Here is a 17,830-nt window from a genome sequence, read left to right as displayed (position 1 = left end):
TCCGGCGCATAACACCAAGCATTCAATGGCAAACATCCTCGTGGTCGACGACGAGCTGGGCATACGAGACCTGCTCTTCGAAATTCTGAACGACGAAGGCCACAACGTGGAACTCGCGGAGAACGCGGCAGAAGCCCGTGCCGCACGGCAGCGCGCAAGGCCCGACCTGGTCCTGCTCGACATCTGGATGCCCGACACCGATGGCGTGACACTGCTCAAGGAGTGGTCGACCGCCGGCCTGTTGAGCATGCCCGTGATCATGATGAGCGGACACGCCACCATCGACACCGCGGTCGATGCCACCCGCATCGGTGCCTTTGCCTTTCTCGAGAAGCCCATCACCCTGCAGAAGCTGCTCAAGGCCGTGGAACAAGGCCTGGCGCGCGAGAACGCCCGGCGTGCCGCCGCCAGCGTGGTGCCGGCGGCGACCAACAACCTGACCAGCGTGGTCACCACCTCTGGCGAACACGCCCTGGTGCCCGCCATGCCTCAGGGGCCGGCGCCCGATGCCGGCCCTCAAGCGATGCAGAGCTTCGACCTCGACCGGCCCCTGCGCGATGCGCGCGACGGATTCGAGAAGGCCTACTTCGAATTCCACCTCGCAATGGAGAACGGATCGATGACCCGCGTGGCCGAGAAAACCGGCCTCGAGCGCACCCATCTCTATCGCAAGCTCAAGCAACTTGGCGTCGATCTGTCGAGAGGGCGCCGAGGCACTGTATAATCGCAGGCTGCACACCAAGGCCCGGTAGCTCAGTTGGTAGAGCAGCGGATTGAAAATCCGCGTGTCGGTGGTTCGATTCCGCCCCAGGCCACCACCATTCAACGCCCAACCTCTATCGGTTGGGCGTTTTCATTTCTGGGTTCCGCGACACCACGCGGGGTTCGGCGCCGATCTGCATGTGCCACGCCGTGGCCGCCCGGCGCCCTGAAGTCGCCCGGTTCGACTCTCTTCTGCTCTCAGTTCTCTCAAAACCTGCGCCAACTTCTTCGCGGGAGCACACGCAGGCGGCCTTGCGTGGCCATGACTTGCGCGTGCGTCACTGCCATCGGTTGTCCATCGCGCTTGGATGACCAAGGCATCAGGCAGACACGAGGCTTGCCGCCGCCGCGCAGGGCATCGAGTACAGCCCCTGGCGCCGCTGTGTGACCACGAGGGTCCGATAGGCGGCCAGCGGGCCTTCGGCTTCTGGCTTGCCCTTGTCGCGCGCCTTCACCTTGAACAGGTCGATCAGCTTGTCGCTGTCGAGGCCCGCCCGATCCATGATGCGCTCCGCCGTCATGGGCTCGCCCTTGAACGACCAGAGCGACTTGAAGACCGCCGCCTGCCCGTCGCTGCAGCGGACAGGACCACCTGGCCAGTCGGGCAGCGTCACGAACTTGAAGTCCGCCGAGAACGGCCCGTGGACCGGCATCGTCGGGTCGACCGCCTGCACCGGGCTCCGCTCAACTGGTGCGCCGATGAACGAGATGCCGCCGCCGTAGAAGGCAAACCGATCCTCCAGCGCCAGCCATTCCACGCCCGCCCCGAAGGGGGCACCACGCGTCTCGCGGGGCTTCGGCGTGATCACCCGGACGTCGCCGCCGGCCACGCGCACCCGGTCTAGCAGCGCCGGCTCCCGCCATAAACGAACGATGTCACGTGCGAGCAGCACCGGCGAGCGTCGTGAGTCACCCAGCCGCCACACGCCACCGCCGAGATCGTCGACGCCATCGCGGCTCTCGATCTCCAGCGCGAGGCGCAGCTTCTGGCGTAGCCAGTCCTCGTCCAGCACCAGCGCGGCCACGTCGTCGGCCGCGGCCGACACCGGACCGCACTCCGGGCAATGGCAGGTGCGGCTGCCGCGACCGTCACCCCAGACCTGCGCTCGGTGCTGCTGGCAATACGGGCAGAGCACGAATCGCTGGTCCAGCGCCGCCGGCCGCACGGCGCGCCCGAGGGCGGGCAAGGCGCCGATCTCGCGGGGTGACAGCGATGCGTGCAGCACCGGCGTGCCACCCGCGAACAGACGGCACACCAGGGACCAGGCGTCATGCGCCGCCACCGGTCAGTCCTCGTACACCGGCTGCTGGTTCACCGTGCCGGCCTCTGGCGGCGCCTCCTGGGCGCTGAGCGTCTGCCCCGCCTGCAGGATGCCCAGGTCGACGAGGTAGCCCTCCAGCTTCGCCTGCAGCGCCGCGTCGAACTTGTGCAGGTTCAGGCGGCCGCGACCTGTCACCTCCACCGTGATCACCTTCGAGCGCGACTTGCCGAGTTCGGGCGGGTAGTACAGGTTGATGCGCGCCGCCGTGACCAGCCAGCCGCGGGCCAGCGGGTCCTCGCCGGGGAAGGCATCCTGCAGCAGCTCGGTGACGCACCGCTGCTCGCTGGACGCCATTGCCGTGCAGTCCAGCTTCAGGGCGGTATCCGGACTCAGCACCGAGATCGACTTCACCTGCAGGGCGGCGAAACCGTCCGCCACGGCCTTGGGCACGTCGAAGCCCAGGCGCAGCACCGACAGGTCCAGCGTCGGCGGCTTGATCCGGTGCGGCTCCACCTTGACGCCCAACAGGTGCTCGGCAAACGCATCGACCAGCATCTGGTGGTACTTCGCGCCGCCCCGGACCAGGGTGCGCACCACGCCGGTGGCGACGGCGTACTCCAGCACCATGTGGATGTTCGGGTTGCCGACGCGGCGCATGAGGGTCGCGCCTTCGAACTCCAGGCGCAGCATGGCCAGATCCTTGACGTGGACCGTCAGCAGGAAGACGCCGGGGCTGCGCTCGACCACGTAGGCCGCGCTGCCGTCGCCGCACTGCAACTCGCGCTGGTAGAACGCCGAGATCGCCTGCCGCAGGCCTGCCAGGTCGGCATCCGAGGTGCGCGGCTGGCGCTTCACGCCGAGTTCGTGCTGCTGCGCCTGCGTCCCGTTGCGCTCCAGGTAGTCGAACTCGCAGGCGCGCTCGAACAGGTCCGGGTGGTTCGCGTACAGCCAGAACGAGCGATGGACATCGCTCTGGCAGGCGACCAAGCCCATCAGGGCGGCACCGTCGCTAGCTGCGGCCTGGAACAAGGCCTGCTTGCCGGCGCCGTCACCGAGCTGGATGCTGGCCATCAAGTTGCCGATCAGACGATCCCGGGCGGGAATGTCAGGCCAGGCGCGGATGGCGTCCACGAGCGCTTGTGAGGTCGGCGGCGTGTCATCCCAGGGGAAGTCGTCGGGCATGACCAGGCCGTGGCCCGTCAGGAAGTTGCGCAGCGCGGTGTCCACCGGCAGCTCAAGCAGCACGTCGACAAAGGTCTTCTTCATCTTCTCGGTCCTTTCCGAAGGGGCGTCGGAGGTCTGCGGACCAATGAGGCGGGTGCGCGAGCCGGCGACTGCGGGTTACTGAACAATGTTCCCGCTGTAGTAAAGCAGCGAGATACAGCGTGATTCTGTCCCGCTCATTTCCGCTTGTCAATCAACGGGGCACACCTAGCGCGCTTTGGTATCTCGTGGCTATACTGGCGGTCTTGGTTTCACACACTGACTGTTCATTCGAGACGGGGACATCGCCATGGCTTCGGCGTTTGGATTACGCCTGCGGCGCTTGCGCGAGGCGAAGAAGCTGACCTTGCAGCAGGTGGCCGACGCGGTCGGCTGCACCAAGGCGTACATCTGGGAACTGGAGATGAAGGAGGGGCAACGCCCCTCGGCCGAACGGGTTCACGCGCTGGCCAAGGTGCTGGGCGTGACGATGGAGGACGTGATGGGCGACACCCTGGACAAGGTGCCCCAGGCCAGCCCCGAGGACGTCCAGTTCTTCCGCGAATACGCCGGCATGACGGACGAGGAAAAGCAGCGCTACCGGCAAGCGCTCGATCTGATGTTCGGGTCGCGCAAAGACGAGGCCGGCAAGGCGTGAGCAGCGGCGCACCACTCAACGGCTTCACCGCCGCCGCCACGATCCTCAAGTGGCTGCGGGCGGCGCACGGCCAAGCCGTGGTGCGTGTCGACTTGGACCAGGTTCGTGAAGGCTTGCCCGGCAGCCCTCTCGGCAAGGACGTGCGCGTCATCAAGCCGCCGATGCCTTCGCCGGTCGAGAGCTGCGAGGGCATGCTGGTGCGCAATCCGAAGGACGCCGCCGAATGGGGGATCTTCGTCAACCCGGAGGCTGGGCCCGAGCGGCGTCGGTTCACCATCGCGCACGAGCTCGGGCACTTCGTCCTGCACCGAGCACGACAAGGGTCCTTTCGCTGCGACAAGGAGTCGGTCCACTTCGGCCTCGACACCGCCGCCGTCATCGAACGGGAAGCCGACGAATTCGCCAGCAACATCCTGATGCCCGGCGACGTGCTGCGCGACGCCATCGCCAACCGCCGCATCGACCTCAAGGTGTTGAGTGATCTGGCGAAGACATTCGAGGTGTCCTTCGAGGCGCTGTGCATCCGGTTCATCAAGTACACGGACCAGCGCGCGATCCTGCTGCACTGGGACAACGGTTTCCTGAAGTACGAGTGGCGCAGCAAGAGCGCGGTGCGCACGCGCGCCCGCATCCGGCGAACCTCCGACCCGCAGGAGCCGCTGCCTGGCACCCTGGCGGCCGACGAAAGCGTCGCACAGGCGTGGGACGGTATCGAGCTTCCGGCCTCGACGTGGTGTGCCGAGGAGGCGCCGTACATGAAGTTGCGCGAGTTCAAGCACAGCTACGGCGCGCGTGATCGCGTGCTGACGCTGTTGGTGCTCGAAGGCGCCGAGCCCCGACCCTGGGATCAGTCCTGGCAGGACGGCGAGAGCTTCGACAGCTATGACCAGTTCGTGTCGAACGGTCAGTTGCCGACTCGGTAATCCCCGCGGATCGAGGCTATGACGACACAACCCGTCGACGGCGAACTGCAGGCCTCTCAGCGCGAGGTTCAGCGGCTTCTCGGCCGCTGCCTACTGCGTTTGCAGCAGTACGAGCACCTGATCAAGGCCATCGTGGCGCATCACGACATCGCTGGACCGGCCCATGCTCTGCAGTCAATCCGTGCGGAGCGCGTTGCTGACACCGCCACGAAGACGCTTGGCACCCTCGTTGGCTATTTCGTCGGGTCGTACGTTGTGACCGACGAAGTCGACACTTCCGACGAGGTCACCGACAAGGCACCCAACGACGTCATGTCGTTCAGGATGCGGACGCACATGAGCATGTCCGCTGAGGACTACGCGCGGACCGAGGCCGATCTGAAGGAACTGGTGCTGCTGCGGAACAACCTGGTGCACCACTTCATCGATCAGCACGACCTGTGGAGTCTGGACGGATGTCGTGGCGCGAACGATGCGCTGCTTGCCGCCTACAGCCGCATCGACGAACACTTCGAGCAACTCAGGGGATGGGCCGAACACATGGATCAGGCCCGGCGGCTGACGGCGGAGTTCGTCCAGTCAGATGCGTTCCACGACCTGGTAGCCAACGGCATCGCCCCCGATGGCACCGTGGACTGGCCTGCTGCCGGAATCGTCCGCGTGCTGCGTGAAGCTGCTGGAGAGTTGGCCGTCGACGGCTGGACGCCCGTCGCATCGGCTGGGCGGTGGATTACCGAGCGGCACCCCGAGCAACTTCCCGGCAAGTACGGGTGCAGCAGTTGGCGGCAGGTGGTTCATGAGTCTCGCCTGTTCGAGCTTCGGTACCGGGATGTCGATGGGCGGCGCGCCGCTTGGTATCGACCCAAGAATTCGTAGCCCAACTGGCGCGGGGCGTGTCGAGTTCCATCAGCTCACGACGCGACGCACTCGGCCTGACGCATGCCGTCAGCGACCTCGGGCCGCATAGCCCACACGCTTCTGGGCTCATCCCACAGCGCGAACCACGACGTCATAACCGGAGTGCCGTCTTCGCGGTACAGCATCTCGCCCTCTGCGCGAGGGCACTCGTTGGCGAACATCGCACCGGCGAGCCCGAGCCACAGATTCACACCACTGTGGCCCCGGAATCCGACGACCTCGGCCAGAGCCGGTACCGACATTTCCCGCTGGGGCGCCCGGTGGAGGGCTTGAAGCATCCTCTGCTGCGACCCCGTGAGAAAACCCCACAGGTAGCGGAAGGTCGTCGCCACTTGTTCGGCCGTGAGCGGCTTGCTTCCTTGCGCCTGCGCGAGCTCCAGTTGGCGAATGCCGAGGAGACGCAGCATTTCGTTGAACGCCGCCTCTCGTGACTCGGATTCGGCATAAGCAAGCTTCTCGCCGCCTCGCCACAGCACGGAGTACGCCCTCGCGCCCTTGGGCTGCCGGATCACCAGCTTGTAAGGACCGAAATCCTGTACTTCCTTTTCGACGCTGAACGTCATGACGATGTCTCCTCTGGGTTTCAGAACGCGTTGCTATCCGAAGTCAGTCGAACAGCTCAAGCGTTTCGATGGCCTTGGCGAGCTCGTGATGCATCATCAGGCGGTACTCATTGCTCGGGCCGCGCGGTGCATCGATGCCGAGAGCTCCGCTGTAGAACGGCTTGCTCCGCTTGGGCGCCATCGGGAACTCGAACCCCGTCTTCTTGCCAATGGCCGCGCCTAGGTTCCCGTACTCCGTGTTCGCAACCCTGTAGTCGCTCTTGCCGGCCGCCTTGGCCAACTCGGTGTACGTGACCGTCCGGTTCGGCGCGTGGAAGTGGAACTTCAACATCGCCTTCTGGGCTGCCGTCATCTTCAGTCCGCGTAGGGCTTCGGCGTACTTCTCCGCCGGCGGCACGTTGATTACCGCTGCCAGGTGCTTGGTGAAGGCCCGGTACAAGCGGGCGTGGTCGACCTCGATACCCCGCTCGGCAAACCACGCCGAGATCTCCCGCCATGAGTAGTTCTTGGCCCGCAGGGCACTGATGGAGCCAAGCAGCTCCTGGAGATCGTTCTCCCCTTTCTCGGGGGCGGCTAGAGCGGCTTGGAGGAGTTCTTCGGCGTTCGGCATCGTGCAATCATATATCGTACAAACAACAACAACAAGCACTCCAAGCCGAACACATCGCTCGGATGAACACAGGCTTCGAGTTCTGCGAACAGGGATTCGCTGTTGGGAGGGAGGGCGGATAAGCACTTCGGCGACTTGCAGCGTCCCTCGCATGCACCCGCATTCCCGCCGAAACACGTTACGCGGAGCCCACTCGATTCCTAGCATGACAAGCGTTTTCCATAGGAACGCTTGCCATGCACGAACTCGAACCCGTCTCCCTCTCTCCTGCTGCTGACCGGCCCCGGCACGCGCACCAAGAAGTCGTTGATCTGCTTGCCGCCGCACTCTTGCGGCTGCGCGGGCGGCACCAGCCACCATCCGAATCTTCAATCGCCGCCGACAGCGACGCGGTTGGCCTTGGCTTCGTCGGCCAGGAGCGCGTGAATGCGAACCCGGATCACCACAACGGAGTTCGCCCATGACGGCACACACACCTCACGCCGACGCGGCCGCCATCACCGCCCGCATCGCCCAGCTCCCGCACCTGCCGATGGACAGCCTCTGGGCCTTGTGGGACGAGCACTTTGACGAACGCCCGAACCACCACCACCGCACCTGGCTGGAGAGCCGGTTGGCCTACAAAATCCAGGAGCGCGCCCTCGGCGGGCTCAAGTCCTCGGTGCGCCGCAAGCTGGAGGAGATCGGCGAGACGGGAATCCTGCCCCGGCAGCTTCGCCGCGACGCCAACCGTCTGCTGCCGGGCACCGTGCTGACGCGCATGTACGACGACATCGAGCACCGCGTGCTCGTGCGCGGTCCCTTCGATTTCGACTACCGGGGTCAGCGATTCAAAAGCCTGTCGGCGGTTGCGCGCCACATCACCGGCACGCACTGGTCCGGGCCCGTGTTCTTCGGCCTGAAGTCCGGGGACAAGAGGAAGGTGCCAGCATGAGGGCGAACCGACAACCGGGGACGCCGGTGAACCCGATCACAGCGAAGAAGCGCTGCGCCGTTTACACGCGCAAGTCCACCGACGAAGGGCTCGACCAGGAATACAACAGCCTCGAGGCGCAGCGTGATGCCGGGCTGGCCTACATCGCCAGCCAGCGCCACGAGGGGTGGATCGCCGTCAACGATGGCTACGACGACGGTGGCTACTCGGGCGGCAACGTGGACCGCCCGGCACTCAAGCGCCTGCTGGCTGACATCGAGGCCGGGCGGGTCGACATCATCGTCGTCTACAAGATCGACCGCCTGACGCGCAGCCTGCCCGACTTCGCCAAGCTGGTGGAAGTCTTCGACCGCAACGGCGTGTCCTTCGTCTCGGTCACGCAGCAGTTCAATACGACGACGTCGATGGGGCGGCTCACGCTCAACATCCTGCTGTCGTTCGCGCAGTTCGAGCGCGAGGTCACCGGCGAGCGCATCCGCGACAAGATCGCGGCGAGCAAGGCCAAGGGCATGTGGATGGGCGGCATGCCGCCGCTGGGCTACGACGTCGTCGAGCGCAAGCTGATCGTCAACGAACGCGAGGCCGCCTTGGTGCGCGACCTCTTCAGGCGCTATGCCGAACATGGGTCGGCCGCGCGTCTGGTGCGAGAGATGGCCGTGGAGGGACACACCACCAAGGCGTGGGTGACGCAGGACGGCCGACAGCGGACCGGTCGGCCCATCGATCAGCAGTACATCTTCGCCATGCTGCGCAACCGCATCTACCTCGGCGAGATCCGCAACAAGGGCACGTGGTTCACCGCCCAGCACGAGGCCATCGTGCCGCAGGCGCTGTGGGACGCCGCACACGCCTTCGTCGAGCGCCGCAAGCAGGCGCCGCGTGAGCACCGCGCCAAGCACCCAGCCCTCCTGGCCGGGCTGCTCTTCGCGCCCGATGGCCAGCGCATGCTGCACACCTTCGTCAAGAAGAAGAACGGGCGGACGTACCGCTACTACGTTCCCTACCTTCACAAGCGCCGCAACGCCGGCGCCACCCTGTCGCCAGGCGCACCCGATGTCGGACACCTGCCGGCTGCCGAGATCGAGAACGCGGTGCTGGCCCAGATCCACGAGGCACTGTCGGCGCCGGACGTGCTGATCGGCACATGGCGGGCGTGCCAACGCCATCCGGCCGGCGCGGCGCTCGACGAGGCGCAAGTGGTCGTCGCGATGCAGCGCATCGGCGCCGTGTGGGAGCAGTTGTTCCCGGCCGAGCAGCAGCGGCTGACCCGCCTGCTGATTGAGCGCGTGCAGATGCACGAGCAAGGCATCGACATCCACTGGCGAGACGATGGATGGATTGGCCTCGGCCCGGACATCGCCGAGCACCCCCTCGTCGAGGAGGCCGGCGACATGCAGGAGGAGGCCCTGGCATGACCGAAAACAGCAACGCCCCTGCCGGCAATCCGCGCCTTCTCACCGTACGCATCGAGGTCGGCACAGACACACGCAGCTACGTCAGCGGACAGCAACGCGTGACCCTCGTCCCTCTGACGATCAAGCGTCGGCAGAACCGCAAGCTGCTCATTCCTCCGACGGCCGGGGAAGCCGCTCGGGCATCGGGCGGGCTCGACGTCCCGATGATCAAGACCTTGGGCAAGGCCTTCTACTGGAAGCGCCTGCTCGACGAGGGTCGCCACCCGACCGCCACCGATCTCGCGCGGGTGCTGAAGCTTGAGCCTGGCTGGGTGGCGGAAGTCCTCAGGCTCACCATGCTGGCGCCCGACATCATCGAGGCCATCCTCGATGGTCGACAGCCCCGGCACCTGAACTTGCAGGTGCTGCGCGGCCGCCACGAACTGCTCCCGCGCGACTGGTCCGAGCAGCGCAAGGCGCTCGGATTCGACGGCGCCACCGCCTGAGATCGGCAGACACCCAACACGACGGCGAGCCCTGCGCTCGCCGTCGTCGTTTCCGGCATCGCACCGATTGGCGAACCAGAAGTTCCGGCGTGGTTCGCCATTGCGTCCCTCCTAAGTTCGCCACCCGAAGCCTGCAATGACACCTGTTCCTCAACAGCGTCATAGGAGGCTTCCATGCCGACAACGGCAAGCACCATTCCCCGGTCGCCCCACCAGGCGATCAACAGCCTGTCCCCCAGTGACCGTCGCGTACTGACGGAGATCGAGCTCGCGCAGCGCTGGGGCGTCAGCCCCAAGACCCTGCAGCGCTGGCGCAGTGAAGGTCGCGGGCCCCGCTACCTGAAGTTGTCCAAGCGCGTCAGCTATCCGCTCGACGCCGTCGTCGACTTCGAGCGCTACGCCCTGCACGACTCGACGTCCGAGCGCGCCGTGCGCTGAAGGGGGCAACCATGAGCGATCTCACCATCTACCCCGCCCAACTCACCGAGATGTCGGTGGCGCAACTGGAGGCGCTGCCTCCTGATCAACTGGCCGAGGTCCAGCACAACCTGGAGCAGTTGCAGGACTGGACCAAGCAGGCCAGGGCCAAGCTGGACACCGCGCTGGTTCGCCGCTTCGGCGAACTGGAGCGCGCAGCCCGCGCCGATTCGGGCAAGGACTTCGGCACCGTCCATTTCAGCGACGGCCCGTTGCGCGTCACCGCCGACCAGCCCAAGCGCGTGTCCTGGGATCAGCCGCAGCTGGCCGCCATCGCCCAGCGCATCGCCGCCTCCGGCGAACGGGTCGAGGACTACCTTGACGTCGAGTTCAGCGTGCCCGAGTCGCGCTTCAACAACTGGCCCACCGCGTTGCGCTCGCAGTTCGAGGCCGCCCGCACCGTCAAGCCCGGCAAGCCGTCGTTCCGGCTGACCTTTACCCAGGAGGCGTGACCATGTCCGCGATCATCCCCTTTCAGTTCGAGACCCACGCCGTGCGCGTGCAGGTCGATGACAGCGGCCAGCCCTGGTTCAACGCCAGCGACGTCTGCGAGGCGCTGGAACTGGGCAATCCGTCCCAGGCGCTGAAGTCCCACGTCGATGCCGATGACCTCCAGAAACTGGAGATCACCGATGCGCTCGGCCGTCCGCAGCGCGCCAACCACGTCAACGAGTCCGGGCTCTACGCTCTCATCCTGGGCAGCACCAAGGACGCGGCCAAGCGCTTCAAACGTTGGGTGACCGGCGAAGTGCTGCCCGCGATCCGCAAGACCGGCGCCTTCGCGGTGGCTGGCGTGCAGCCGGTGCTTTCCGCGCCGACCCAGGACCGCGTCTCGTCGATCCTGCTGATCGGCGATGCCGTCGCCAGGGTGCCGGGCGTCAAGGCCGGCATTGCGATGGCGGCGACGCTCACCTGCATCCAAGAGAACACCGGCCTGGTCATCGAGACATTGCGCCGGGCGCTGCCGGCGGCCAACGCGCCGATCTGTGCGCTCAATGCGACGCAGCTCGGCAAGTCGCTCGGTCTGTCGGCCAAGGCCACCAATCGGCTCCTGGCTGATCACGGCCTGCAGTTCCGCAACGAGCGCGACGAGTGGGAACTGTCCGAGGCCGGTGAGCAGTGGGCCGAGGCCATGCCGTTCTCCCGCAACGGCCACAGCGGCTACCAGATCCTCTGGAATCCCGCCGTCGCCGAGCAGCTGAAGGAGGTGGCGTGATGGCACTCCCGATCATCACTGCCGACCAGCGGCTGCGCGAGAAGAAGGGCGTCAAGCTGGTGCTGCTGGGCAAGAGCGGCATCGGCAAGACGACCCAGCTCAAGACCCTGCCCGAGGCCTCGACGCTGTTCGTGGACCTGGAAGCCGGCGACCTCGCGGTCAAGGACTGGCGCGGTGACTGCGTGCGCCCGACCACCTGGCCTGAGTTCCGGGATCTGGTGGTGTTCCTGGCCGGCCCCAACCCGGCATTGCCACCCGAGGCGCCGTTCTCGGACGCGCACTACCGGCATGTGTGCGAGCGCTACGGTGACCCGGCGCAGCTGGCCAAGTACGACTGCTACTTCGTCGACAGCATCACCGTGCTCGCGCGGCTGGCGCTGATCTGGTCCAAGGCCCAGCCGCAGGCGATCTCCGAGCGCACCGGCAAGCCCGACACGCGTGGCGCCTATGGCCTGCTGGGCACCGAGATGCTGGGCGCGCTGATGCACCTGCAGCACGCACGCGGCAAACACGTGGTGTTCGTGGCCATCCTCGACGAGCGCATCGACGACTTCAACCGCAAGGTGTTCGTGCCGCAGATCGAGGGCGCCAAGACCGCCGCCGAGCTGCCCGGCATCGTCGACGAGGTCGTGACGCTGGCCGAGATCAAGGCCGAGGACGGCAGCCCTTACCGCGCCTTCGTCACCCACACCCTGAACCCCTACGGCTACCCGGCCAAGGACCGCTCCGGCCAGCTCGACCTGCTGGAGCCACCCGACTTGCGCGCGCTGATCCAGAAGTGCGCCGCCGCCACACAACCTCAGACATCCAAGGAGTAAGCCATGTCCGCATGGAACGATTTCAACGACGCCGAACAGCAGCAGCACTTCGACCTGATCCCCAAGGGCACGGTTGCCAGGGTGCGCATGACGATCAAGCCCGGTGGCCACGACGATGCGGCCCAGGGCTGGACCGGCGGTTACGCCACGCAGAGCTTCGACACCGGCTCGGTCTACCTGGCCTGCGAGTTCGTGGTGCTGGAGGGCGAATTCGCACGCCGCAAGCTCTGGTCCAACGTCGGCCTGCACAGCCCGAAGGGCCCGGCATGGGGAAACATGGGGCGGACCTTCCTCCGCGCGGCGCTGAATAGCGCACGCAACGTCCGTCCGCAGGACAACTCGCCGCAGGCTGCCGCTGCTCGCCGCATCCAGGGCTTCCATGAACTCGACGGCCTGGAGTTCGTCGCGCGCATCGATGTTGAGAAGGACGGTCGCGGCGACCTGCGCAACGTCGTGAAGATGGCCGTCGAGCCTGACCAGACCGACTACCTGCAGGCCGCCGGTGCCGCCCCGAGCGCCGCGGCCGCCGCGCCGCAGCCGCGTGTGGCCGCGCCGGCTCCGCAGGCGGCACGTCCCGCTGTCCCCGGCAAGCCGGCCTGGGCTCAGTAAGGGGGGCGCGTGAAATGCTGGGTCTGCAAACGTCAGGCCCGGGGATTCGGCCACACCGACAACCGACACTGTGTCGGCGATCCCCGGCGCTACCCCATCGACTGGGTGTTCTGCTCGCGCCGTTGCCAGGAAGCGTTCCATGCGCTGTACGGCAACTGGCTGCGCGTCCGGGAAGGCCGCGCCGACATCAAGGGGGTCGCCATGATCGATCCGTCTGATGCCGAGCTGGCCGCGATGAAGAAGTGCCTCAAGGCCTTCGGCGAGGCGGCAGGCGAGATCGGGTTCACCAAGCCCCTGGGCGACTACGCCGAGGCCGAGGCGATGCAGGTGATCGACGCCATCGTCACCTGCTACACGGAAGCGATGGTCGAGCACCACGAGACGACCAAGTTCCCGCCGGTGCGGGGCATGGCGCCCGCGTCCGACCCGATGGCGAGCCCCTTCGCCGACATGGAGGACGACCTGCCCTGGCTCGACCGGGAAGGAGGGAAGTCATGATCGACTTCAACTCCACGGCCAGCATCTCGGGCCAGGTCACGGCGCTGCTGGACGCCGCCATGCAACGGGCTCGGGCCCAGCAATCGCCGCGTCCGTACCTGGGTGGATCGCGTCTGGGTGCGTCGTGCGAGCGCGCACTGCAGTACGAGTTCGCACTTGCGCCGGTCGACTCGGGCCGTGAGACGCAAGGCCGCCTGCATCGCATCTTCGAGCGCGGCCACGTCATGGAGGACTGCATGGTGGCCTGGCTGCGCGACGCGGGCTTCGACCTGCGCACGCGCAAAGCCGACGGCGAGCAGTTCGGCTTCTCCGCTCTCGGCGGACGGCTCCAGGGGCACGTCGATGGCGTCGTCGTCGCCGGCCCCGACCTTGGGCATGGCTGCGGCTACCCGGCCCTGTGGGAGAACAAGTGCCTGGGCTCGAAGTCCTGGCGCGATCTGGAGAAGAACCGTCTCGCCGTGGCCAAGCCGATCTACGCGGCGCAGGTTGCGGTCTACCAGGCCTACCTCGAACTGCACGAGCACCCGGCGATCTTCACGGCGATCAACGCCGACACGATGGAGATCTACACCGAGCTCGTGCCCTTCGATGCGGCGCTGGCTCAGCGCATGTCGGACCGCGCCGTCAAGGTGATCTCGGCCACCGACGCCGGCGAACTGCTGCCGCGGGGCTTCAACGATTCCACCCACTTCGAATGCCGGATGTGCCAGTGGCAGGACCGGTGCTGGAGAAACACGCCATGAGCAATTCACCACTGGCCCAGGTGCTTGGCGAGCGCCTGGTCAATGCGCGCGAGGCGGCGCTGTGCCTCAACCTGCCCATGCACTGGCTCACCCAACCCAAGGTACGGCGCCGGCTCGGCCTGCCCCACTACCTGGTCGGCAAGCTCGTGCGCTTCAAGTTGAACGAGCTCGCGGACTGGATCAACGCCCAGCAGACGCCGGTGAGCGTCGAGGCCACCGGAGAGGGAGCCGATGCTGGACTTCAATGACATCGACCCTCCGCAGGCAACCACGCCAGCGGCCGAACGCGATGCCGTGCGTGCCGACCTCCTCGCGCGCCTGGAGTCGGTGCTGTTTGCCATGTTCCCTGCGGGCAAGAAGCGCCGGGGCAAGTTCCTGATCGGCGACGCGCTGGGCAGCCCCGGCGACAGCCTCGAGGTCGTGCTCGAAGGCGAGAAGGCCGGGCTGTGGACCGATCGCGCGACCGGGGACGGAGGCGACATCTTCGACCTGATCGCCGTGGTGCTGGGCGCGAACGTGCACACCGACTTCCCGCGGGTACTGCAGCACGCAGCGGACCTGGTTGGGCACGTACCTGCAGTTCCAGCGCGCGCGAGCAAGAAGGCGGCGCCCGTTGACGATCTCGGGCCGGCCACGGCGAAGTGGGACTACTTCGATGCCGGCGGCAGCCTGATCGCCGTCGTCTACCGCTACGACCCGCCCGGGCGCAAGAAGGAGTTCCGGCCCTGGGATGCCAAGCGCCGCAAGATGGCGCCGCCTGAGCCCCGTCCGCTCTACAACCAGCCCGGCCTCGCGACTGCGCCTCATGCGGTCTTGGCCGAAGGCGAGAAGTGCGCGCAGGCGCTGATCGCCGTCGGTGTCGTGGCCACCACTGCCATGCATGGCGCCAACGCGCCGGTGGACAAGACCGACTGGTCGCCGCTGGCTGGCAAGGCCGTGCTGATCTGGCCTGACCGCGACAAGCCGGGCTGGGACTACGCGATGGCGGCCGCCCAAGCGGTGTTGGCCGCCGGCGCCGCCTCATGCGACGTGCTGCTGCCGCCCGACGACAAGCCCGATGGCTGGGACGCGGCCGACGCGATGGCCGAGGGCTTCGACGTCGACGCCTTCCTCGGCTCGGGCCCGCGCATGTGCATCAAGCCGTCCAGCACCGTGTGCTCGCAGGAAGCCACGGTGTGGGCGACCGACGACGCACTGGCACTGTCCTTCACGGTCCGCTACGCCGACGACTGGCGCTACTGCGCGGCCTGGGGCAAGTGGCTGGTGTGGACTGGCACGCATTGGCAGTCCGACGAGACCTTGCTGGTTCACCACCTGATCCGCTCGATCTGTCGCGAGGCGGCGGTCAAGGTCGACTCGCACCGGCTGGCGGCCAAGTTGCTGGCCAGCAGCACGGTCGGTGGCGTCGACCGGCTCGCCCGCTCAGATCGCCGGCACGCGGCGAGTTCGGACGAATGGGATGCTGATCTCTTCGCGCTGAACGCGCCAGGTGGCGTGGTGGATCTCAGGACGGGGCGACTTCGTCCGCACGACCGCGCCGACCGGATGACCAAGCTGGCGACCGCCACGCCCGCAGGTGCGTGCCCGCGCTGGCTGTCCTTCCTTGCCGACGTCACGGGCGGCGACGCCGATCTGCAGAACTATCTGCAGCGCATGGTGGGCTACTGCCTGACCGGGGCGACCAGCGCGCACGCGCTGTTCTTCCTCTACGGCACCGGCGCCAACGGCAAGTCGGTGTTCGTGAACACGCTGGCCACCATCCTCGGCGACTACGCCACGAGCGCGCCGATGGACACCTTCATGGAGGCCCGCGGCGACCGCCACCCGACCGATCTGGCTGGGCTGCGCGGTGCGCGCTTCGTCGCGTCCATCGAGACCGAGCAGGGGCGGCGCTGGAACGAGTCCAAGGTCAAGGCCATCACCGGCGGCGACAAGGTGTCGGCGCGCTTCATGCGCCAAGACTTCTTCGAGTACGTGCCGCAGTTCAAGTTGGTGATCGCGGGCAACCACAAGCCGTCGATCCGCAACGTCGACGAGGCGATGAAGCGGCGCCTGCACCTGATCCCGTTCACGGTCACCGTACCGCCAGAGCGGCGCGATGGACAACTCACCGAGCGGCTGCTGGCCGAACGCGACGGCATCCTGGCCTGGGCGGTCGATGGCTGCCTGGCCTGGCAGCGCGACGGCCTCAAGCCGCCCGCCTGCGTGGTCTCGGCCACCGAGGAGTACTTCGAAGCGGAGGACGCCCTCGGCCAGTGGATCGAAGAACGGTGCCTGCTGGCCAAGACCCACCGCGAAGGCGTGTCCGAGCTGTTCGCCGACTGGCGAGAGTGGGCCGAGCGCGCTGGCGAGTACGTGGGCTCGGTCAAGCGGTTCTCCGAGCTGATGGCCACCCGCAAGTTCGAGAAATGCCGCCTGACCGGTGGCGCTCGCGCGCTGGCCGGCATCAGCCTGCGGCCGCGACCGCCGAGCGACACCTATCGCGGCGGCTACCCCTATCGAGACGACTGACATGCGGTCGAGTGACGGATCTGACAGGTCTGGTGATTAACCCCTCACGCGTGCGCGTACACGCACGATAGGGAGGCAACCGTTGAACCTGTCGCATCCGTCACTCGCCCCAACAACGGAGCGAATGATGAACACGACGATCCTGGCCCTGGACCTGGGCACACACACCGGATGGGCGCTGCTGCATCTGGACGGCACGATCACCAGCGGCACCGCGCACTTCAAGCCGCAGCGCTTCGAGGGCGGTGGTATGCGCTTCCTTCGATTCAAGCGCTGGCTCGCTGAACTGCTGTCCGCGAGCGGCCACATCAATGCGGTGTTCTTCGAGGAAGTGCGCCGCCATGCGGGCGTCGATGCCGCGCATGCCTACGGCGGCTTCATGGGCCACCTGACCGCCTGGTGCGAGCACCACAACATCCCGTACCAAGGTGTTCCGGTCGGCACGATCAAGAAGCACGCGACCGGCAAAGGCAATGCCGGCAAGGACGACATGATCCTGTCCGTCCGCCAGCGTGGCCATGCCCCGACCGATGACAACGAGGCGGACGCCCTGGCCCTGCTGCACTGGGCTGTTCAGACGCAGGAGGTGTGAGATGAAGATCCCCACACCAACCTACCGTTGCCCCTTGGGTCGCCTGCAGCCTGAGCCGGTCGACATCGAGGCTTTGAAGCAACGTGGCTGGCGTGACCAGCACGTCCTCGTGGTCAACGAGTCCGACGAGCGGCTGGACTTCGTTGAGCGGGAGTTCGTTCGTCGTATCGGCGAGCGCCTCTACGGCAAGGGGGGCCTGCGTCATGGCTGACCGTCACGCCACCTGGACGATGGAGGATGTGGCAGCGCGCTTCGAGGAGGCTGCGACCACCGGACGACGCCTGCCCCCTGTGCGCGTGCAGGGCTACTTCAACACGTGGCCTGCATTCGTTCGCAAAGAGTGGGAGGCCTTCGCAGCCGACGAGAAGGTCTACCGCCCCTTCCCACCGAGTCCCGAGGCCGTGGACCGGATGTTGGAGACGATGCGCTGGGTGCAGTGGCTGGAGGTCGAGCAGCGGCACCTCGTGTGGATGCGCGCCAAGCGCTACGGCTGGCGCGACATCACGATCCGATTCGCCTGCGACCGCACGACGGCGTGGCGGCGCTGGCAGAAGGCTCTGCAGACCGTCACCGACCGGCTGAACTGCCTCGGGTTGAGGCCGTAGTGTTTTGACGGAATTGCGAGGGCGTGGT

At 66.7% G+C, this 17,830-nt stretch carries 24 protein-coding genes and 1 tRNA gene; 21 read left to right on the top strand and 4 right to left on the bottom strand.

The window, feature by feature from the left end:
* The first annotated feature begins 25 nt into the window (after positions 1–25).
* A complete protein-coding gene (locus ABEA07_RS03315) occupies positions 26–724 on the top strand; it encodes a response regulator (protein ID WP_345535862.1) in 699 nt (232 codons plus the stop codon).
* An 18-nt stretch (positions 725–742) separates the two neighbouring features.
* Positions 743–818: transfer RNA gene (locus ABEA07_RS03310), tRNA-Phe, on the top strand.
* A 264-nt stretch (positions 819–1,082) separates the two neighbouring features.
* On the opposite strand, the gene ABEA07_RS03305 is transcribed toward ABEA07_RS03310, so the two are convergent.
* On the bottom strand, positions 1,083–2,045 hold the full coding sequence (locus tag ABEA07_RS03305) for a hypothetical protein (RefSeq protein ID WP_345535861.1): 963 nt from the start codon (positions 2,043–2,045) through the stop codon (positions 1,083–1,085).
* A gap of 3 nt (positions 2,046–2,048) precedes the next feature.
* A complete protein-coding gene (locus ABEA07_RS03300) occupies positions 2,049–3,290 on the bottom strand; it encodes a hypothetical protein (RefSeq protein ID WP_345535860.1) in 1,242 nt (413 codons plus the stop codon).
* 247 nt (positions 3,291–3,537) lie between these two features.
* Here ABEA07_RS03300 and ABEA07_RS03295 point away from each other — a divergent pair, with 247 nt between their 5' ends.
* The 3 genes from ABEA07_RS03295 to ABEA07_RS03285 are packed head-to-tail and all read left to right on the top strand — an operon-like array spanning position 3,538 to position 5,684.
* Positions 3,538–3,885 (top strand): helix-turn-helix domain-containing protein, encoded by a 348-nt coding sequence (locus ABEA07_RS03295; protein WP_104302645.1) that lies wholly within the window; start codon positions 3,538–3,540, stop codon positions 3,883–3,885.
* Positions 3,882–4,808, top strand: a complete 927-nt coding sequence (locus ABEA07_RS03290; RefSeq protein ID WP_345535858.1) for an ImmA/IrrE family metallo-endopeptidase — start codon at positions 3,882–3,884, stop codon at positions 4,806–4,808. Before ABEA07_RS03295 ends, ABEA07_RS03290 begins: the two co-directional genes overlap by 4 nt.
* 18 nt (positions 4,809–4,826) lie before the next feature.
* Positions 4,827–5,684, top strand: a complete 858-nt coding sequence (locus ABEA07_RS03285) for an OST-HTH/LOTUS domain-containing protein (protein WP_345535856.1) — start codon at positions 4,827–4,829, stop codon at positions 5,682–5,684.
* Positions 5,685–5,719: 35 nt separating this feature from the next.
* Here ABEA07_RS03285 and ABEA07_RS03280 read toward each other — a convergent pair whose 3' ends face one another.
* Positions 5,720–6,289: a hypothetical protein gene (locus ABEA07_RS03280; RefSeq protein WP_345535855.1), complete on the bottom strand. Its 570-nt coding sequence runs from the start codon at positions 6,287–6,289 to the stop codon at positions 5,720–5,722.
* 43 nt (positions 6,290–6,332) lie between these two features.
* A complete protein-coding gene (locus ABEA07_RS03275) occupies positions 6,333–6,899 on the bottom strand; it encodes a hypothetical protein (protein WP_345535854.1) in 567 nt (188 codons plus the stop codon).
* A 236-nt stretch (positions 6,900–7,135) separates the two neighbouring features.
* Between ABEA07_RS03275 and ABEA07_RS03270 the strand changes: the two genes are divergently transcribed.
* From ABEA07_RS03270 to ABEA07_RS03195, 16 genes are all read left to right on the top strand, one after another.
* The gene (locus ABEA07_RS03270; RefSeq protein ID WP_345535853.1) at positions 7,136–7,363 is read left to right on the top strand and encodes a hypothetical protein; all 228 of its coding nucleotides are present in this window, start codon (positions 7,136–7,138) and stop codon (positions 7,361–7,363) included.
* Entirely contained in the window at positions 7,360–7,833 is a 474-nt protein-coding gene (locus tag ABEA07_RS03265; protein ID WP_345535852.1) for a DUF2924 domain-containing protein, read from the top strand. Before ABEA07_RS03270 ends, ABEA07_RS03265 begins: the two co-directional genes overlap by 4 nt.
* Positions 7,830–9,248 carry a recombinase family protein gene (locus ABEA07_RS03260; RefSeq protein WP_425584069.1) on the top strand — a complete coding sequence of 473 codons (1,419 nt, stop codon included), beginning with the start codon at positions 7,830–7,832 and terminating at the stop codon, positions 9,246–9,248. The genes ABEA07_RS03265 and ABEA07_RS03260 overlap by 4 nt, the downstream gene beginning before the upstream one ends.
* Complete coding sequence (locus ABEA07_RS03255; protein WP_345535850.1) at positions 9,245–9,733, top strand: hypothetical protein; 489 nt, start codon at positions 9,245–9,247, stop codon at positions 9,731–9,733. The genes ABEA07_RS03260 and ABEA07_RS03255 overlap by 4 nt, the downstream gene beginning before the upstream one ends.
* 174 nt (positions 9,734–9,907) lie before the next feature.
* Positions 9,908–10,171 carry a helix-turn-helix transcriptional regulator gene (locus ABEA07_RS03250; RefSeq protein ID WP_345535849.1) on the top strand — a complete coding sequence of 88 codons (264 nt, stop codon included), beginning with the start codon at positions 9,908–9,910 and terminating at the stop codon, positions 10,169–10,171.
* Between the two features lie 11 nt (positions 10,172–10,182).
* The gene (locus ABEA07_RS03245; protein ID WP_345535848.1) at positions 10,183–10,662 is read left to right on the top strand and encodes a hypothetical protein; all 480 of its coding nucleotides are present in this window, start codon (positions 10,183–10,185) and stop codon (positions 10,660–10,662) included.
* Positions 10,663–10,664: 2 nt separating this feature from the next.
* The gene (locus ABEA07_RS03240; protein WP_345535847.1) at positions 10,665–11,426 is read left to right on the top strand and encodes a BRO-N domain-containing protein; all 762 of its coding nucleotides are present in this window, start codon (positions 10,665–10,667) and stop codon (positions 11,424–11,426) included.
* Complete coding sequence (locus tag ABEA07_RS03235; protein WP_345535846.1) at positions 11,426–12,244, top strand: ATP-binding protein; 819 nt, start codon at positions 11,426–11,428, stop codon at positions 12,242–12,244. Before ABEA07_RS03240 ends, ABEA07_RS03235 begins: the two co-directional genes overlap by 1 nt.
* A 3-nt stretch (positions 12,245–12,247) precedes the next feature.
* A complete protein-coding gene (locus ABEA07_RS03230) occupies positions 12,248–12,853 on the top strand; it encodes a hypothetical protein (RefSeq protein WP_345535844.1) in 606 nt (201 codons plus the stop codon).
* A 9-nt stretch (positions 12,854–12,862) separates the two neighbouring features.
* Positions 12,863–13,351 carry a DUF6511 domain-containing protein gene (locus tag ABEA07_RS03225; protein ID WP_345535843.1) on the top strand — a complete coding sequence of 163 codons (489 nt, stop codon included), beginning with the start codon at positions 12,863–12,865 and terminating at the stop codon, positions 13,349–13,351.
* Positions 13,348–14,094 (top strand): hypothetical protein, encoded by a 747-nt coding sequence (locus tag ABEA07_RS03220; RefSeq protein WP_345535842.1) that lies wholly within the window; start codon positions 13,348–13,350, stop codon positions 14,092–14,094. Before ABEA07_RS03225 ends, ABEA07_RS03220 begins: the two co-directional genes overlap by 4 nt.
* On the top strand, positions 14,091–14,342 hold the full coding sequence (locus ABEA07_RS03215) for a DNA-binding protein (protein ID WP_345535841.1): 252 nt from the start codon (positions 14,091–14,093) through the stop codon (positions 14,340–14,342). Before ABEA07_RS03220 ends, ABEA07_RS03215 begins: the two co-directional genes overlap by 4 nt.
* Positions 14,326–16,605, top strand: a complete 2,280-nt coding sequence (locus tag ABEA07_RS03210; RefSeq protein WP_345535840.1) for a phage/plasmid primase, P4 family — start codon at positions 14,326–14,328, stop codon at positions 16,603–16,605. The genes ABEA07_RS03215 and ABEA07_RS03210 overlap by 17 nt, the downstream gene beginning before the upstream one ends.
* 127 nt (positions 16,606–16,732) lie before the next feature.
* Positions 16,733–17,197, top strand: coding sequence for a crossover junction endodeoxyribonuclease RuvC (locus ABEA07_RS03205; RefSeq protein ID WP_345535882.1), 465 nt, complete (start codon positions 16,733–16,735; stop codon positions 17,195–17,197).
* 1 nt (position 17,198) lies between these two features.
* Positions 17,199–17,408 (top strand): hypothetical protein, encoded by a 210-nt coding sequence (locus ABEA07_RS03200; protein ID WP_345535838.1) that lies wholly within the window; start codon positions 17,199–17,201, stop codon positions 17,406–17,408.
* Positions 17,401–17,802 carry a DUF6362 family protein gene (locus ABEA07_RS03195; RefSeq protein WP_345535837.1) on the top strand — a complete coding sequence of 134 codons (402 nt, stop codon included), beginning with the start codon at positions 17,401–17,403 and terminating at the stop codon, positions 17,800–17,802. The genes ABEA07_RS03200 and ABEA07_RS03195 overlap by 8 nt, the downstream gene beginning before the upstream one ends.
* Positions 17,803–17,830 lie beyond the last annotated feature (28 nt).

Source organism: Variovorax defluvii, assembly GCF_039541515.1.
Lineage (GTDB): Bacteria > Pseudomonadota > Gammaproteobacteria > Burkholderiales > Burkholderiaceae_C > Variovorax > Variovorax defluvii.
Note: the sequence above shows the minus strand (reverse complement) of the source record. Positions and strands in the feature narration are given on the sequence as shown.

Bases quoted from the DNA above. Each gene is read 5' to 3' on its own strand.
- ABEA07_RS03315 (WP_345535862.1), top strand. From the start codon at position 26: ATGGCAAACATCCTCGTGGTCGACGACGAGCTGGGCATACGAGACCTG.
- ABEA07_RS03300 (WP_345535860.1), bottom strand. From the start codon at position 3,290: ATGAAGAAGACCTTTGTCGACGTGCTGCTTGAGCTGCCGGTGGACACC.
- ABEA07_RS03295 (WP_104302645.1), top strand. From the start codon at position 3,538: ATGGCTTCGGCGTTTGGATTACGCCTGCGGCGCTTGCGCGAGGCGAAG.
- ABEA07_RS03285 (WP_345535856.1), top strand. From the start codon at position 4,827: ATGACGACACAACCCGTCGACGGCGAACTGCAGGCCTCTCAGCGCGAG.
- ABEA07_RS03280 (WP_345535855.1), bottom strand. From the start codon at position 6,289: ATGACGTTCAGCGTCGAAAAGGAAGTACAGGATTTCGGTCCTTACAAG.
- ABEA07_RS03275 (WP_345535854.1), bottom strand. From the start codon at position 6,899: ATGCCGAACGCCGAAGAACTCCTCCAAGCCGCTCTAGCCGCCCCCGAG.
- ABEA07_RS03270 (WP_345535853.1), top strand. From the start codon at position 7,136: ATGCACGAACTCGAACCCGTCTCCCTCTCTCCTGCTGCTGACCGGCCC.
- ABEA07_RS03265 (WP_345535852.1), top strand. From the start codon at position 7,360: ATGACGGCACACACACCTCACGCCGACGCGGCCGCCATCACCGCCCGC.
- ABEA07_RS03260 (WP_425584069.1), top strand. From the start codon at position 7,830: ATGAGGGCGAACCGACAACCGGGGACGCCGGTGAACCCGATCACAGCG.
- ABEA07_RS03255 (WP_345535850.1), top strand. From the start codon at position 9,245: ATGACCGAAAACAGCAACGCCCCTGCCGGCAATCCGCGCCTTCTCACC.
- ABEA07_RS03250 (WP_345535849.1), top strand. From the start codon at position 9,908: ATGCCGACAACGGCAAGCACCATTCCCCGGTCGCCCCACCAGGCGATC.
- ABEA07_RS03245 (WP_345535848.1), top strand. From the start codon at position 10,183: ATGAGCGATCTCACCATCTACCCCGCCCAACTCACCGAGATGTCGGTG.
- ABEA07_RS03240 (WP_345535847.1), top strand. From the start codon at position 10,665: ATGTCCGCGATCATCCCCTTTCAGTTCGAGACCCACGCCGTGCGCGTG.
- ABEA07_RS03235 (WP_345535846.1), top strand. From the start codon at position 11,426: ATGGCACTCCCGATCATCACTGCCGACCAGCGGCTGCGCGAGAAGAAG.
- ABEA07_RS03230 (WP_345535844.1), top strand. From the start codon at position 12,248: ATGTCCGCATGGAACGATTTCAACGACGCCGAACAGCAGCAGCACTTC.
- ABEA07_RS03220 (WP_345535842.1), top strand. From the start codon at position 13,348: ATGATCGACTTCAACTCCACGGCCAGCATCTCGGGCCAGGTCACGGCG.
- ABEA07_RS03215 (WP_345535841.1), top strand. From the start codon at position 14,091: ATGAGCAATTCACCACTGGCCCAGGTGCTTGGCGAGCGCCTGGTCAAT.
- ABEA07_RS03210 (WP_345535840.1), top strand. From the start codon at position 14,326: ATGCTGGACTTCAATGACATCGACCCTCCGCAGGCAACCACGCCAGCG.
- ABEA07_RS03205 (WP_345535882.1), top strand. From the start codon at position 16,733: ATGAACACGACGATCCTGGCCCTGGACCTGGGCACACACACCGGATGG.
- ABEA07_RS03200 (WP_345535838.1), top strand. From the start codon at position 17,199: ATGAAGATCCCCACACCAACCTACCGTTGCCCCTTGGGTCGCCTGCAG.
- ABEA07_RS03195 (WP_345535837.1), top strand. From the start codon at position 17,401: ATGGCTGACCGTCACGCCACCTGGACGATGGAGGATGTGGCAGCGCGC.